The organism is Mucilaginibacter sp. McL0603 (genome assembly GCF_049992945.1).
In the GTDB taxonomy this organism is placed as follows: domain Bacteria; phylum Bacteroidota; class Bacteroidia; order Sphingobacteriales; family Sphingobacteriaceae; genus Mucilaginibacter.
On the sequence record NZ_CP188251.1, the window covers coordinates 5,361,603 to 5,376,355 of the forward strand.

General features: G+C 40.6%; 16 protein-coding genes. 10 read left to right on the forward strand and 6 right to left on the reverse strand.

All coding sequences use genetic code 11. The annotated features are described in order from the left end of the window. The first annotated feature begins 23 nt into the window (after positions 1-23). A complete protein-coding gene (locus ACPPVU_RS24545) occupies positions 24-893 on the forward strand; it encodes a universal stress protein (RefSeq protein ID WP_426669374.1) in 870 nt (289 codons plus the stop codon). On the opposite strand, the gene ACPPVU_RS24550 is transcribed toward ACPPVU_RS24545, so the two are convergent. Further along, positions 880-1,053: a hypothetical protein gene (locus tag ACPPVU_RS24550; RefSeq protein ID WP_426669375.1), complete on the reverse strand. Its 174-nt coding sequence runs from the start codon at positions 1,051-1,053 to the stop codon at positions 880-882. The genes ACPPVU_RS24545 and ACPPVU_RS24550 overlap by 14 nt on opposite strands. A gap of 54 nt (positions 1,054-1,107) precedes the next feature. Here ACPPVU_RS24550 and ACPPVU_RS24555 point away from each other — a divergent pair, with 54 nt between their 5' ends. The 5 genes from ACPPVU_RS24555 to ACPPVU_RS24575 all read left to right on the forward strand — a co-directional run bounded on the left by ACPPVU_RS24555 (position 1,108) and on the right by ACPPVU_RS24575 (position 7,931). After that, positions 1,108-1,965 (forward strand): hypothetical protein, encoded by an 858-nt coding sequence (locus ACPPVU_RS24555; RefSeq protein WP_426669376.1) that lies wholly within the window; start codon positions 1,108-1,110, stop codon positions 1,963-1,965. A 278-nt stretch (positions 1,966-2,243) separates the two neighbouring features. Next, positions 2,244-2,582: a BlaI/MecI/CopY family transcriptional regulator gene (locus ACPPVU_RS24560; protein ID WP_426672230.1), complete on the forward strand. Its 339-nt coding sequence runs from the start codon at positions 2,244-2,246 to the stop codon at positions 2,580-2,582. Further along, positions 2,579-4,813 carry a TonB family protein gene (locus ACPPVU_RS24565; protein ID WP_426669377.1) on the forward strand — a complete coding sequence of 745 codons (2,235 nt, stop codon included), beginning with the start codon at positions 2,579-2,581 and terminating at the stop codon, positions 4,811-4,813. The genes ACPPVU_RS24560 and ACPPVU_RS24565 overlap by 4 nt, the downstream gene beginning before the upstream one ends. 277 nt (positions 4,814-5,090) lie before the next feature. Continuing rightward, positions 5,091-5,699 (forward strand): DUF1684 domain-containing protein, encoded by a 609-nt coding sequence (locus tag ACPPVU_RS24570; RefSeq protein ID WP_426669378.1) that lies wholly within the window; start codon positions 5,091-5,093, stop codon positions 5,697-5,699. Between the two features lie 63 nt (positions 5,700-5,762). Beyond that, on the forward strand, positions 5,763-7,931 hold the full coding sequence (locus ACPPVU_RS24575) for a S46 family peptidase (protein ID WP_426669379.1): 2,169 nt from the start codon (positions 5,763-5,765) through the stop codon (positions 7,929-7,931). A gap of 99 nt (positions 7,932-8,030) precedes the next feature. Here the strand turns inward: ACPPVU_RS24575 and ACPPVU_RS24580 are convergent, their stop codons facing one another. Beyond that, complete coding sequence (locus tag ACPPVU_RS24580; protein WP_426669380.1) at positions 8,031-8,531, reverse strand: VOC family protein; 501 nt, start codon at positions 8,529-8,531, stop codon at positions 8,031-8,033. A 255-nt stretch (positions 8,532-8,786) separates the two neighbouring features. On the opposite strand from ACPPVU_RS24580, the gene ACPPVU_RS24585 reads away from it, so the two are divergent. After that, a complete protein-coding gene (locus ACPPVU_RS24585; protein ID WP_426669381.1) occupies positions 8,787-9,533 on the forward strand; it encodes a hypothetical protein in 747 nt (248 codons plus the stop codon). An 18-nt stretch (positions 9,534-9,551) separates the two neighbouring features. Next, a complete protein-coding gene (locus ACPPVU_RS24590; protein WP_426669382.1) occupies positions 9,552-11,222 on the forward strand; it encodes an IPT/TIG domain-containing protein in 1,671 nt (556 codons plus the stop codon). A gap of 101 nt (positions 11,223-11,323) precedes the next feature. On the opposite strand, the gene ACPPVU_RS24595 is transcribed toward ACPPVU_RS24590, so the two are convergent. Then, complete coding sequence (locus ACPPVU_RS24595) at positions 11,324-11,560, reverse strand: hypothetical protein (RefSeq protein WP_426669383.1); 237 nt, start codon at positions 11,558-11,560, stop codon at positions 11,324-11,326. A 179-nt stretch (positions 11,561-11,739) separates the two neighbouring features. Here ACPPVU_RS24595 and ACPPVU_RS24600 point away from each other — a divergent pair, with 179 nt between their 5' ends. Together ACPPVU_RS24600 and ACPPVU_RS24605 are read left to right on the forward strand one after the other, a co-directional pair. Beyond that, a complete protein-coding gene (locus tag ACPPVU_RS24600; protein ID WP_426669384.1) occupies positions 11,740-12,000 on the forward strand; it encodes a hypothetical protein in 261 nt (86 codons plus the stop codon). 68 nt (positions 12,001-12,068) lie between these two features. Beyond that, the gene (locus ACPPVU_RS24605) at positions 12,069-12,311 is read left to right on the forward strand and encodes a hypothetical protein (protein WP_426669385.1); all 243 of its coding nucleotides are present in this window, start codon (positions 12,069-12,071) and stop codon (positions 12,309-12,311) included. Positions 12,312-12,378: 67 nt separating this feature from the next. Here ACPPVU_RS24605 and ACPPVU_RS24610 read toward each other — a convergent pair whose 3' ends face one another. Genes ACPPVU_RS24610 through ACPPVU_RS24620 form a run of 3 tightly spaced genes read right to left on the reverse strand, consistent with a single transcriptional unit; the run spans position 12,379 to position 14,753 of the window. Next, positions 12,379-12,918, reverse strand: a complete 540-nt coding sequence (locus tag ACPPVU_RS24610) for a carboxymuconolactone decarboxylase family protein (RefSeq protein WP_426669386.1) — start codon at positions 12,916-12,918, stop codon at positions 12,379-12,381. 24 nt (positions 12,919-12,942) lie between these two features. Further along, entirely contained in the window at positions 12,943-13,491 is a 549-nt protein-coding gene (locus ACPPVU_RS24615) for a carboxymuconolactone decarboxylase family protein (protein WP_426669387.1), read from the reverse strand. An 11-nt stretch (positions 13,492-13,502) separates the two neighbouring features. Next, a complete protein-coding gene (locus tag ACPPVU_RS24620; protein WP_426669388.1) occupies positions 13,503-14,753 on the reverse strand; it encodes an MFS transporter in 1,251 nt (416 codons plus the stop codon).

Consider the following 14,753-nt stretch of genomic DNA (forward strand, 5'->3'; position numbering starts at 1 on the left):
TAGTTTAATATGAACTTTACTAAATGAAAACGATATTAGTATTGACCGACTTTTCCATCAACGCCCATTATGTTGCGCATTACGCATTAGAACTTGCCCAAAAGATCCGGGCTAATCTTTTGGTCTGCAATATTTATGAAGTACCTGCCGGTGAAGAAACCACTGACCGTAATTCATGGCCATTGCGTCCCAGTGAAGAAAACAGTGTATATGACCTTGGAGAGCTGGTGGCGCAACTGAAAACTACATTGGATGAGCAAAAGGCAGGAAAAACTTTCCGACCTGGCATTGAGCAATGCAGCCAGGAGGGATTGGTTGATATTAAGCTAAACGACATCATGTCAAAATACGATATTTTACTTGCCATTATAAGCGAGCATAACAGAGATAATTTTAACGGCTTTTTTGGACGGGATCATGCCTGGGATATAATCGACAATGCGGTGTTCCCGGTGCTGGTCATTCCATACCAGGTAAGATTTAAGCCTTTTAAACAGATCGCATTTGCTACCCTGATGAAAGATACGGATATCAAAGCACTGGAATTTTTATCTGGATTGGCGAAGTATTCGAATGCAGAAATTCTAATAACTACTGTCGGGGTTAAAGAAGATGCAGAATTGAAGAACGAAAAATTTATTGACCAGGCTATATTTATGATCAACTATCCTAAGATAACTTACCGTAATATTATTGATGGCAACGTGGCTGTCGCACTTAAAACAATGTGTAAAAACGTCAATATTGACCTGATGGCCATCGTACACCGCAGGCGAAGCTACTTACAGGAAGTTTTTGGCGAAAGTGTAACCCGGAGAATGATGGATCATCCGGACAAACCCCTGCTTATTTTTCCTTGCTCCTACGTAAAAGAAACGTTTATGGTCTGTTAAACTGACAACGATCTGTATCATGGGATTTATCAGCCTGCTCCAGGCCCAAACCAGCTATAAGATTAATGAATTGAAGGATATGGATCATCCATTTACCCGGATCAATGGATCTGAATTTTTCAGATTTCAAACTTATACCTCCCCGGAAACTGGGCGGCATGATAAAACCCAAAGACCAATTAACGATTGTGTTTAACCTTAATATGAAAAACATATGATATCTAAAACGATAAAAGCCACTGGGATCATGTTTATACTATCGGTCTTTTTTATGCTCTTGATCCCACGCCATCTACAGGCTCAAAACTCAATTGCTTTAACTATTAAAAATAGTAGGGCTAATTTGTATTATCCCCGATCTGTCGAACGGTTCTATAAACAAAATGGTTATAAATTAGCCTGGGTGGCGCCTGATACTGTAAAAACGCATGCCTGGGAAGCAATGCTTATGCTTGATTGCGTAAAGTTATATGGGCTTTCACACAATGATTACCATCCCAAACAATTGTTATATGACAAATTGCATACCCTGGTAGAACAAGGAGGTACTGACACTGAAAAAGTTTTGTTTGACATCTTTTTAACTGACGCAATGATCCGTTTGATGAATGATATGCACTATGGTAAATTGAATTCCGTTTATACGGCGGCAAAAATTGATCTTGGCGTGTCGTTCAAAGCCGAAAAGGAACTACAGTTCGCTATCGAAAGCCCGGACTTTTTAAGTCTGATAGATAAATCTCAACCGCAATCCAAATTATATCTTGATCTGCAGGACCATATGCGTTTAGTAGTCGGGCAACGCAGTGGGGATTGCTATTTAATTCCTCCTGGAATCGTTCGCAAAATGGCTATTAACCTGGAGCGGTTACGCTGGATCAGCAGTACAGGTAAACACGTACATCTAACATGTATTGTGAGAGAAGGACAGGTTATTTATTTTAAAGACACAGATAATTGTGATGGGAAATTAGAGAGGGCATTAGCATCCGATATTAATCATCGCAATGATTACCCTACCTCGTTTTTAAACAAATCTAACATTGAGTTAAAAGGAAACCCGGAGCGTTAAATTTTTCAGCCTATTTCTTCAAAAACCCGCTCGTCCCAGCGTGTCACCCTTGGACGAGATAACGAAAGCATGTTAGAAAGATGAAGCCTGGCCCGATCGCCGGGTTAATTTAAGCGTTCCGCTTGACGGGCTGCTAAGCCCTGGCTGCACAGTTTCAAACTTTTTTACAAAAACTATAAAAATAGTTTTCTAACTATAAAAATAGTTCTACCTTTATCAAACTATAAAAATAGTTTGCTATGAATATTAAAGAACTCACCAAAGCAGAAGAACAGGTAATGCAAATATTATGGCAGTTAAAAGAGGCCATAGTGAAAGAGATCATCGAGCGGATGCCCGAACCCAAACCAGCTTATAACACGGTATCAACCGTAGTGCGGGTTTTAGAGGGTAAAGGTTTTATTGACCATAAAGCCTATGGTAATTCGCATGTGTATTTTCCGTTGATCAGTGAGGCGCTGTACAAGAAGTTCACCTTCGATAAGATGATGAGCAACTACTTCAGCAACTCCTACGAAAGCCTTGTATCCTTTATCGCCAATGAAAAGAAGCTGGATATACAACAGCTGGATGAATTAACCAAACTGATAGAAGACCTTAAAAGTAAAAAGAAATGAACTGGCTGTATTACCTTGCAGAAGCTAATATTTATCTTGGCGTATTTTATTTAGCCTACTGTTTATTTTTAAACCGTGATACCCATTACCAGCTAAACCGCGCCTACCTCATATTTAGTTGCATAGTTTCATTTATACTGCCCGTTTTGCAGATAGGCGTCTTAAGGCCCGTTAAGCCCGCAGAACATGTAAATACAATCAATTACGCCAGGCCTGTACAAGCAGTAAAAATTATTACACAGGAACCCCAAACGATAACAAGTACAACTGCGCCTGTAATTGAACATCATTTTACCTTACAGGACGGTTTATGGTACGTGTATCTAATTGGTGCAGCTGTTTTTTTGTTTATGCTTTTTATAAAACTGTATACCTTATTCAAGCTGACGCGTAATGTGCAAAGCGTGAAAGAAGGCAAACACCGGGTGATCTATTTAACTGGCACGGATGCTGCATTTTCGTTTTTTAACTATCTCTTTATTGGTACAAACGCAACCGGGGCCAATACAATAATCAGGCATGAGCTGGTGCACATCCGGCAAAAACACTCGGCCGATATTATATTCCTGGAATTGTTAAAGATCATGAACTGGTTTAACCCGTTTGTGTACCTGCTGCAAAACAGTTTAAAAGCCGTACATGAATATATTGCCGACGAACAAACTGCGGCTTATGAAACCGACGCCCTCACCTACTCTTCTTTTTTAGTAAGTAACACTTATGGAACTGGCGGTTCATCTATTACGCATTCATTTTTCAATTATAACCTGTTAAAAAAGAGAATCATTATGCTAAATCAAAAACGTTCGGGTAATTTGGCAAGGCTGAAGTATCTGGTAGCTATTCCAATCTGCGTGGCATTACTTTGCGCATCAACCCTTGCATTCAGTAAAACTTATGGTTGGGTTGACCTTATTCCTGCTAATATAAAACCAGCAGGCAGATATGCTATGGTTAATATAAATCATGCAGTAAAACGGAAACATTTAAAAGTCACGCAAAATGGGGTAACCATCACGACTGATCAATTTTCTGTTGATCAAAAAAATAAAAAGGTTGTTTATAAAGCCGGTACGATTACTAAAGCCGACAGATCGCTACTACTTAAAAACCACAATATTAAAGTAGAGGTAGTTGAGGATAGCACGTTGTTTACAACCAAAGATGGAAAATTATTTTTGCCTGTTGTAAATGTTGATGGTTATTACCTATTAGATCATTTTTTACATCACAATATACATTATACCTCTGCCAAAGGCGAAAAGGGCGGGCTGGTAGAAGTGGGCTTTGCCCTTGATAAAGATCGCCACATAACCGGCGCCAAAGTAGTTAAGAGCGGGGGCCCTAAACTGGATGCTATGGCGCTAAATGGATTTAAAGCCTATAAAGGAATCATTAACGATGATGCAGGTAAAAATTATAAAATCGGGGTGTATTTTTTCACTGATGATTATTCCATATTTAAAACCGATTCGCTTGGCAAGGACCCCGAATTTGCAGGGGAATTAATCATAACTAATTATAATTACCCTGTCAACCTAACCAGTAAAGGATATGAGTATGACGAGAGTGGCATTGGTTTCCCGGGTGATGATAATAACATGTCCAATGCCAAAGTTGTAATTTATGAAAAAAACGGCGAGGCAAACTGGTACTATAAAAGCAAATCAACTCCGGCTGATTTAAAATTGCTCAAAGATAAGTACGGTTATACCTTCCCGTCATCAGCTTCTGCTATTGTACAAATGATGTATCCAAAAAATGTCAAAAACAAACGTTTGGCCTATATTTTTGATGTGGCATCTTATTTAGATGCACCGTACTCCAATCATTTTTACAATCATATAATTAACAACATTGAATATCCGCAGCAAGCTCAAAAAACACTTACCGGCGGTGTTGTTGTTTTGAACTTTAACCTGGGTAATGACGGAATGATAAGCGATGTAAATGTGGCACAAGGCGCAGGCAATGGTTTTGATGAGGCGGCAGTGAATGCTTTGCAGTCCTATAAGTTCGCCATTAAAGATAATGCGGGCAAGCATAGCATAGCCATATTATTTTGCGTGGCTGAAAAGAAGTATCGCCCGGTTGTTAGCGAAAAGATGAAGAAGGACGGCTACGTGGGCGAATTATCAGTATCGGATGTTAAGTCGCCATTTATGAGCACAAGTGTTAAATTCCCGCCGCCCGTAATAGCTCCGGGTAGCCCAAAAGCCGGTGTGAATTAAAACAGGGAGATACCCTGCACGGTCAAGCATCTTCTGCTTGACCGTAAACAAAATTGAGCGTCTACCCTCAACAAAAAAGCCTTCAGAAATCAACCCTCCCGTCCATGCGCGTTGCTTGGGCGAGATAACGAAAGCATGTTAGAAAGATGAAGCCTGGCCCGATGCATATCCGGGCTTTTTAATCGGGGGATCGTGGTTCGAACTAAACAAAAATATTGTACCGAATTACAATATTGAATATATTGCATTAAAAAATAATGCTAAACCTTTCCATCACATGAAAATGAAATATTGCCTCGTGCTGCTTCTGCTGGCAGGCCTTAAATGCTTCGGACAAGATTACAAAGCCCAAATTGAGGAGTTCCGCAATAAATACAAGAACGATTTCCTGACTGATGCAAGTTCGCCGTTGAAAAAGGACGACCTGGCTTTTCTCCGTTTTTATGATGCCGACAGCACCTACCGGGTAGTGGCCACACAACAGCTTTTACCTAACGAGGCTACTTTTGTAATGCCAGTGTTTAGCGGCACAGGGCAGCAATATGTACGGTATGCCCTGCTCAAATTTGTGCTGAAGGGTAAACCTATGCAACTGACCGTATACCGGAACATTGCCCTGGCACAGTTGCCCGATTACAAGGACTACCTGTTTCTTCCTTTTACTGATGATACCAATGGGACGGACACTTACGGCGGCGGACGATACATTGATATGAGCGTGAAAGATTTTAATGGCAACAGTGTAGTGATCGACTTTAATAAAGCCTATAACCCATACTGTGCCTTCAGCGGCAAATACTCCTGCCCAAAACCACCGGACGAAAACCATTTGCAGATAGCCATACCAGCAGGCGAAAAGCTATTTGCCGGCGAAAAGAAGCATTAAATGTCTTTTTAAATAATTAATTTGCGCAAACAATTAACCTATCACAATTAATTTCCTACCACAATGAACAAGACCAAAACCCTTATCTTATTGCTTATGCTTACCTTCTTTTTTACGGACCTTGCAAAGGCCGATGAAGGTATGTGGATACCCATGCTGATTGGCAAAAACTACGATCAGATGAAGAAACAAGGCTTTAAACTAACAGCCGAAGACCTGTATAGTATTAATAAAGCCAGTATTAAGGATGCTATTGTTTCCCTGGGCGGCGGCTTTTGCACAGGTGAAGTAGTATCAGACAAGGGATTGGTTTTTACCAATCATCATTGTGGTTATGAGGCCATATCAGCCAATTCAACGTCGCAAAATGATATACTTGATAATGGTTTCTATGCAAAAAGTTACAATGAGGAAAAGCCGGTACCTGGTTTATATGTTGAATTTTTGGTGAGGATAGAAGACGTAACATCGCAGGTAACCTCTGCATTGGATGGCACCAGCGATGCAGATCGCGGAACGAAATTGCAGCGTATCAGTAAAGAAATTGTAGCCAATGCTACCAGGGGTACCAAATATGACGGCGCAGTAAGTGTGTTTTTTGGCGGTAACCAGTATTTTCTGTACATATATCAAAAATATACCGATATAAGACTGGTGGGCGCGCCGCCACAATCCATCGGAAAATTTGGCGGTGAAACCGATAATTGGGAGTGGCCACGCCATACTGGTGATTTTTCTATCTTCAGAATATATGCAGGTAAAGATGGTCAGCCTGCAGACTACTCTGCAGACAATGTTCCGTATACACCTAAAAAATTCCTCCCTATCTCCTTAAAGGGAGTCAAAAATGGAGACTTTGCCATGGTTTACGGCTACCCCGGCCGTACCGACAGATTTTTGACTTCAAACGGTGTTAGACTGGCAACCGAAGAAACTAACCCGGTGATTGTAAAACTAAGAGACATCAGGTTGAAAGCATGGAAAGAAGAAATGGGCAAAAGCGTAGACATAAGACTAAGTCTCTCCTCAAAATATGCCCAGATCGCTAACTACTGGAAATACTTTATCGGACAAACTGAACAGCTAAAAAGTTTGAACATCTATGAGAAAAAACAGCAGGAAGAGGCTGAGTTTGCAAAATGGGCCGCCGACAAGCCCGCATATGCAGATTTAATGAAAGATTATAAGAAATTATATTCGAAGTATGAACCTTATGCTATACACCGCACTTATATTAATGAAGGTCTGCTAGCTCCGGGATTTGTAATTAATGCGCTGAACACCTATTACGGCTTAAGGGCAATGGACGCCCAGAAAGACAATGCCGAAGCTGTAGCCGACATTACTAAACAGCTGAAAAAATTAAATGATGACTACAAAAAAGAGTACAATGAAATTGCAGATAAAAAGATCTTCGTACAGATCATGTCAGCTTATTACACAGACGTGCCTAAAGATCAGCATCCGGGATTTATTGAAGACATTATAGGTAAGTATTCGCCCGGAAATGCCCCGGAAGCATTTAAACAATTTGCCGACTATCTGTGGGCCAATAGCAATTTGATAGCGCCCGATAAATTAAGTGCTTTTATGCAAAACCCATCCATGGACGCACTGAGTAATGACCCGGCTGTAGTTTATGCGATTAATCTTAATCCACGGATATACACTAAACTTGTTTTTGGAAGCAAGATTAGTGATTTTGAGGCCAGGAAGGCAGACCTGGATAAACTATATGAGCAGGCCCTTTTGGAGAAAAACCAGGATAAGTTAATGTATCCTGATGCTAACTCTACTATGCGTATCAGCTATGGAAATGTACAGGACTATTCCTCAACAGATAATAAGCAATATCCCTTGCAAACTACTTTGGATGGCGTAATGGCAAAATATAAAGCCGGTGATAGTGAGTTTGATTTACCGGCTTCATTGATTAATGCCTATAAGAAAAAGGATTTTGGACAATACGCAGAAAATGGTACAATTCCGGTTGACTTTATTACCAATGATGATATTACCGGTGGCAATTCAGGTTCACCGGTTATTAATGGCAATGGCGAGTTGATAGGCCTGGCTTTTGACGGAAACTGGGAGGCAATGAGCGGAGATATCGCTTTCGACAAAAAGTATAAGCGTACAATTTGTGTGGATATCAGATATGTACTATGGTGTATAGATGTTTTAGGGCATGCCAATAATCTTGTCGGCGAACTGGAGTTACATAAAAACTAATATCACCTGAACCTAAGATTTGGGTTCGAGCCCCATCATTTACCCAAAACGCCTCTCATGAAAATGAGGGGCGTTGGCTAAAATACACATAGCTGCTGTTTATTTGGTGGTGATGGTGCCCATTTTGGCATATTCCACATCATTGGGCTCCCATAATTCGATCTTATTACCCTCCGGGTCCATCAAGTGTACAAAATTACCATAGCTCGTCTTTTGCACGCTGTCGGTCGGCAGGATACCCGCCGCTTTCATTTGGGCTAAAAGCTGGTCCAACCCTTCCACGCGGTAATTGATCATGAATTGCTTTTCAGAGGGCTGAAAGTATTTGGTGGTTTCCTTAAACGGCGCCCATACGGTAAAACCCTTTTTTGTGCTGTCCATGCCCTGGTGCCATTCAAAATTTGAACCGTAGTCTCCCATGCGGATGCCCAGGTTCTTGCTGTACCAGGCTTTCAGCGCCGCTGGGTCTTTGGCCTTAAAAAAAATACCGCCGAGGCCCGTCACGCGCGGACCGCTATTAACGGGGTTAGTTATACGGCTGAAACCATAGCCCAACAGGAAGGCCGTGCAAAGCAGGCCGATTAGCGTAAACTTTTTCATGATATGCGTTTTAACCTAATGATAGGAAATAGACAAGCTGACTTTACAAACACTAAAGTACCATTTCATATTTAAGGAAACTATTTTGACCATACCCGAAATTTATCATTCTTACACCGTTAATGCCCCGGCCACTCGGTCCATGGCACTTGCATTCAACATTTAAATTGGAGAATGCACTATTTTATAAAGTCACCTACAAAATTAGGTGATCTTGTTATATATTTGCGGTCTAACTTATTACAATTTTTTATAATGAAAAAACCTATACTTATCATGGCAGGTGTACTTGCTACACTTGGAAGTTTTGCCCAAACCACAAAAGTTGACTCTGCAAAAGGCTTAATGCCCGAAGCTAAAAGTTTCACAACCGAACTAAATGTTAATCCGTTTAATGGGCAATTAAATCTCAATAATTCGCTAAATCAGATCAAATTAAGGTATTTTACTTCTCCTACTGTTGCGCTAAGGCTGGGGTTTAATATTAGTAGAATAGATTCTGTTAATAATGTAAATAATCCCTACGGTACCAATACCTATTTCAGTAATGACGAGAAAAAATCCTCTACGGTGGGATTTAACCTCGGTATCGAAAAACACTTGAAGGGCACAAAAAGATTGTCACCCTATATTGGGGCGGATCTATCAATAACAGATAAATCGTCGAGCGAGAATATTAGTAACAATCAATCAACCACTACCGTCACTAATGCCTGGTATTACAGTTATTATAATAACAATACTACTATAACAGGGACACAACAGAATGGTTACACCCGGTATGGTTTAAACTTATTCACAGGCTTTGATTTTTATATCGCCCAGCACTTCTTTTTTGGGTATGAGTTTAATTACAGCATCAGTAAAACTAATTGGAAAGATGTAACTGTAACTACAACTCCGTCAACAAACAATACTCCTTCAAATAGTTCTACAAAAAACTCTTCGGCAACATTTGGCCCAAGCTTAATAAACGGAATTAGATTGGGATATTCATTTTAATTTTAAAACCTAACCCCAATGAAAAAACATTCACTTTGCCTTAGCATAATCATATTACTGCTGGCATCAATTCAACTGCAAAGTTGTAAAAAGGATAAAACCCGAGATCCCGAAATACAAACTACTTCAGTAACTGCACTTTCTCCAACCAAAGTTTTATTTAAAGGGAATATTGTAAGTACAGGCAGCTTTAAAGTTTTAGATTATGGATTTGTTTATAGCACAACAACATCCGGCATTAATGAAACTGTAGGTACAAAAGTGTCGTTGGGGTCAAACCCCCAGGTAGGACAATATAGTAAAGAAGTTGATGGCATTACCGCAACTAATAGTTACCAACCTATCATATATGCAAGAGCATATATAACAAATGAAAAAGGAACGGCATTTGGTACATTAACCTCTGTAACACTGCCAACGCCTACCGCGAGCACCGTCTCTCCGCAAAGCGGAAGATCTGGTGACCAGATTACTATAAACGGACAGTTTTTTACGGCTGCTGTTACTGATGTTAGAGTAAGTTTTAGCAACATTCAGGCAACTGTCCTGTCTGTGTCGCCAACACAAATTGTAGTTACGGTACCATCGGGTATTCCTGCTGCCCACGATAGCCAGGTTCCCATTCAGGTATCGGTGGGAGGACAAAGTAGTACTATACCCTATAGCTTTACTATCCAGGCTAATGTTAAAGACTATTCACCAAAATCCGGTCCGATAGGCACATTAATAACCTTTACCGGTGATAATCTTCCCTCTTACTATAATTCATATTCAGATCTCAGTTTGTTATTTGGAAGTGTTTCTCAAAGCATAAGTTCCAACTATTCATCTTCAATGCAGGCAACCGTGCCTTCTAATATTGCTACCAATAGTTTCCAGATCTCCGTTGTAGTAAGCGGCAAAACCAATGTTTTGCCGGGGACTTTCAACGTAACTGCTCCAACTATTACCTCTATATCTCCAACATCCGGTTTAGCGGGAAGCATAGTTACGGTTACAGGTACAAATTTCCCTACATACTATGGAACCATCACGGCAACATTAGGAAATGAAACTGTTAGCGCCAGTCCTTATAGTAGTGACCAGTTTTCATTTACTGTGCCAACAGATTTGTCTGCGGGTAGTTATACATTTACTTTAGCAGCTGGCCCCAACAGTGTATCAGCTTCACAAAAATTTACTGTGACTGCTCCAACAATAACTAGTTTTACACCCTCATCCGGAGCAGTAGGCGGACAGGTTACTATTACTGGGTCATTTATAGCGGGCCAATATTATACAGTATATTTTGGTACATCCAGTACACAAGTTTATGCATCATCAGCAAATACACTTACAGTAAATGTTCCATACGGAACAAGCGCCGGGGCAGTAAAAATTTCCGCAGTGATTAACGGGCAAACAATAACGGCCCCAGGGACATTCACTGTTGCAACCCCTGCTATTACCTCGTTTTCTCCAACGTCAGGCGTTGCGGGAAGCGTTGTGACAATTACAGGAACCGGATTTAATTCTCCTTATGGTACAAGTGTCGCCTTCGGAACAATTAATGCCAGCATATTAAGCGTTACCAGTACCACCATTACGGTAGCAGTTCCGTCAAACACAGGTAATGGCGCTATGAAAATTACAGTCAATACAGCCGGACAATCAGTAGTGAGCACAGATAACTTTACTGTAACCAATTAGACAATCCTGATTATTCGTTTTCAGTAACTAAAATAGAAGAGGGCCGCCTCATAAGCAATTATGAAGGCGGCCCTTTTTGTTATGACAGTTTACTGAGTTACTCAAATATAATCCGGATAAGTCTTAAGTATATCCAGGATTATGTGTGGTTTAACATATCCCAGGTCAAAATCATTAATTTCTTCCCGGTTATTATGAAAGTGTTTTATTTCAGCTAAAAGTTTGTTTCGGTCAAGGGTGACCAAAAGATACCGGTTCCCTTTTATAGAATGCCGGTATTCTACATCATCATAAGTTAACCAGCTATGAGATTTTAAATATTGTATCAGCTCATCCATACTCAAATATAAACACAACAAATGAAACCCGGTGCTGCATACCGGCGCCATTTAGGGGCGTATTTTGATTTATTTGGCACAATTATTTGAATCAGCCAACGTTTAAAACCTATTGGAATAACACAATCATGTTGCTATGACTAAAACAAGTACTTATTTTTTGCTTTACCATAGTCGCCATGATAAGTTTCACAGTAATTCTCCACATTTATAATTCCCCTTTAGCACTGGTGGTAACACCTTTAGCGATGGCTCCTTATAGTTTCCTGGTCAAAACACTTAACAATACAGGTAACTCCATGATCATTAAGCGCCTGCCCAATAAAAGGTGGGTTGGGGAAATGGTCAAAATGAAATTTTTCACCAAAAAGAATATTCAGCGTTTAGGCAAGCTGCTCGAAACTAAGGAAAAGGAAATATTAGCTTTAGAAAAGCCTTAGTAGCATCCTCTATTAAGTAAATTATTGTTTTTCATATAGTATTCTCCAAAATCTATCAGTATCCTATCATGTACCATAAAATAAAATTAAAGGACGGAACCGTCCAGGCTATACAAATCGTGTCCACTACTTTTAAGAAATTTAAGGTTTGGCTGGTTCAATTTAAGGACGGCAAACAAGCCATGCTTTATAAAAGTGGGAATGAATGGATGCAGCGTACTGAGGATTTCCTCGACGGATCATTAATAATGATTATCGGAAAGTACATTGATGGCATAAGTGAGAAAAAACCACCCAAAGGTAAGGTATAAAAAGCCCAAACTGCCTGATCAATGATTCAAGCAGTTTTGGTGTGTCAAGATGCTCTTGTATCTTAAGTTAGAACTTCCCGTAACCTACATGAGCCATCCTTTCGCCCATTTCGGCGTATGCCTCATTAGGTCCTGGCGCCCAGGTACCAAGTCCATCTACGTAGCGGTTAAACATACAAAATGCTGCAGCTATTAATACCGTATCGTGTATTTCCTGATCTGTGGCCCCTTGTTCACGGGCTGCTGATATATGCTCTTCAGTAACATGCTTCCCTCCCTTTTGTACTTGATGTGCAATGTCTAATAGTGCCCTCAACTTAGAAGAAACTGACGTATTTGGAAGACCAGCCTTAATCTCGTCTATTAAACCAAGTCCACAGCCCAGATGTGCTGCCGCCGCTGCCGCATGCGAAGTGTGGCAAAAGTGACAATCATTACGGTAAGATACTGATGCTGCAATGATCTCCCTTTCTCCGCTTGTAAGTGAAGAAGAGCCTCTGAGCAGAGTCTCGGCAAGATCAAGCAATGGCCTTGCTGTTTCGGGCCGATAATTTAATAGACCGACGATGCCGGGTAATTCTTCATTTAATAATTTAATATGTGCCATAATTGCTATATTTTAATATTTCATTTACTTAAAAACACTCGATTGATAGCCATCCAGTGCACGCTGAGGAGCCCTGTTAATATAAAACTGGCGATCCGTTGGTGCCCACGTCGCCAGGCCATCTACGTAACGGTTGAACATACAAAACGCTGCCGCTATCAAAACGGTATCATGTATTTCAATATCCGTTGTACCTGTATTTCTTGCTTCCTGTATTTGTTGCTCCGTTACATTTTTACCCCCCTTTTGTACGCTACCAGCGATACTTAGCAAGGCCTTCATTTTATCGCTCAGATCCGTGGTTTTAAAATCTTGTTTGATTTTGTCAATCTGATCAATATTACATCCAAGATAATGTCCCGCCATTGCGCCATGTATATTCTGGCAAAAGAAACAATCGTTTAAGTACGATACGTAAGCTCCAATAAGCTCACGCTCGCCACGACTTAGGCTATTATTATCATCTCTTAATAACACTTCCGCCAAAGCATTCAACGGCGCTTCAGTTTCGGGGCGATAAGCCATCAGGCCTCTTATTCCCGGTAAATCGTTGTGTAATTCTATATGTGCCATAACGTAGTCTCCTAATTATTTTGGTTATGAGTATCTGGTTGAATGTTTTTGATCAGTAATACCGCCAGCAAACCGATGATAAAAACAATAGAAAAAATAAATAGCGAATTGCCATATCCGCCCAAGGTCGTCACAACCACGCCAACCATCAATACAGCTGCACCGGTAAACAGGCGCCCGATATTAAAGCAAAATCCGGTCGCCGAAGCGCGGATAGCTGTTGGAAACAAAAGCGGGATATATAATGAAAGGATCCCCTGGCTTGCCCCAAAAAACAATGCTAAAATGGCGATCTCCACATAAATAATTGAAGCAAAAGAGCTATTGGTTTTGAACAGGAGAAAAGACAATATAGAACAAACCGCAAAACTCATGATGAGGGATCTTCTCAATCCAACTAAGTTTACCAACCATCCGGAGAAAAAGCCACCCGTTAAGCCACCCATACCCAAAAACATCATGCTTAATCCCCGTTCTTTATGCGCGTCAGTTGTCAGCAGACTTTGTATCCAGGTAGGCATCCACGAAAATATAGCCCATAGACCAATAAGCATAGTACCGAAAATGACAGAGCCGGTAACAATTGCCCTGATGTTTTTGGGATGAAATAAATGGTTGGCTGGTTTCTGCAGATCATCGTGCTCATTAAGCCATAATTCTGATTCATTAATCAGCCAAAAACCAGCGATGGCAATCACCAGTGGAATAATTCCCACCATAAAGCCCTGCCGCCATGATGTTACAAGATAATTGATCAAACCGGCAGAAAAAATGCCTATCGGGATGGAAATTGAAAGAAAGCCGGTAAAAACAGCCCTGCTTTTTTCGGGCCAAACTTCGCTTATTAAAGTAAATGATAGCACCAGCAAACCACCCATACCAAAACCGCTCATGACACGGCACAAAACTATTCCCCACCAGCTGTGCATAACGCCAGTGCAAATAGTAAATACAGAAAAACAGACAATGGTTAGTAAAACCGATGTTTTTCTGCCTATCCTGTCGCCAATAACACCCCAAAGGAAACCGCCTGCTGCCCATCCAAAAATAAATACGGAGTTGATATAAGCACTGATATCGTTAAGTTGACTCTCGCTTTGATTTCCCTGCAATTCTTTTACGACTACCGGCAGATAAACCGACATCAATGTCGATATTACCCCACCGAACATATTACCCGCAAAACAGATAATGAACAAGAGCACCAGGTTAGCTGATCTTGTTTGTTTGATTTCGGCATTCATTATTAATGTATCTTTCAT

Coding starts and splice junctions, on each gene's coding strand:
- ACPPVU_RS24595 (WP_426669383.1), bottom strand. CDS start 11,560: ATGGATGAGCTGATACAATATTTAAAATCTCATAGCTGGTTAACTTAT.
- ACPPVU_RS24560 (WP_426672230.1), top strand. CDS start 2,244: ATGCAAATATTATGGCAGTTAAAAGAGGCCATAGTGAAAGAGATCATC.
- ACPPVU_RS24585 (WP_426669381.1), top strand. CDS start 8,787: ATGAAAAAACCTATACTTATCATGGCAGGTGTACTTGCTACACTTGGA.
- ACPPVU_RS24605 (WP_426669385.1), top strand. CDS start 12,069: ATGTACCATAAAATAAAATTAAAGGACGGAACCGTCCAGGCTATACAA.
- ACPPVU_RS24580 (WP_426669380.1), bottom strand. CDS start 8,531: ATGAAAAAGTTTACGCTAATCGGCCTGCTTTGCACGGCCTTCCTGTTG.
- ACPPVU_RS24590 (WP_426669382.1), top strand. CDS start 9,552: ATGAAAAAACATTCACTTTGCCTTAGCATAATCATATTACTGCTGGCA.
- ACPPVU_RS24620 (WP_426669388.1), bottom strand. CDS start 14,753: ATGAAAGATACATTAATAATGAATGCCGAAATCAAACAAACAAGATCA.
- ACPPVU_RS24555 (WP_426669376.1), top strand. CDS start 1,108: ATGATATCTAAAACGATAAAAGCCACTGGGATCATGTTTATACTATCG.
- ACPPVU_RS24570 (WP_426669378.1), top strand. CDS start 5,091: ATGAAAATGAAATATTGCCTCGTGCTGCTTCTGCTGGCAGGCCTTAAA.
- ACPPVU_RS24615 (WP_426669387.1), bottom strand. CDS start 13,491: ATGGCACATATAGAATTACACAACGATTTACCGGGAATAAGAGGCCTG.
- ACPPVU_RS24600 (WP_426669384.1), top strand. CDS start 11,740: ATGATAAGTTTCACAGTAATTCTCCACATTTATAATTCCCCTTTAGCA.
- ACPPVU_RS24575 (WP_426669379.1), top strand. CDS start 5,763: ATGAACAAGACCAAAACCCTTATCTTATTGCTTATGCTTACCTTCTTT.
- ACPPVU_RS24550 (WP_426669375.1), bottom strand. CDS start 1,053: ATGCCGCCCAGTTTCCGGGGAGGTATAAGTTTGAAATCTGAAAAATTC.
- ACPPVU_RS24610 (WP_426669386.1), bottom strand. CDS start 12,918: ATGGCACATATTAAATTATTAAATGAAGAATTACCCGGCATCGTCGGT.
- ACPPVU_RS24565 (WP_426669377.1), top strand. CDS start 2,579: ATGAACTGGCTGTATTACCTTGCAGAAGCTAATATTTATCTTGGCGTA.
- ACPPVU_RS24545 (WP_426669374.1), top strand. CDS start 24: ATGAAAACGATATTAGTATTGACCGACTTTTCCATCAACGCCCATTAT.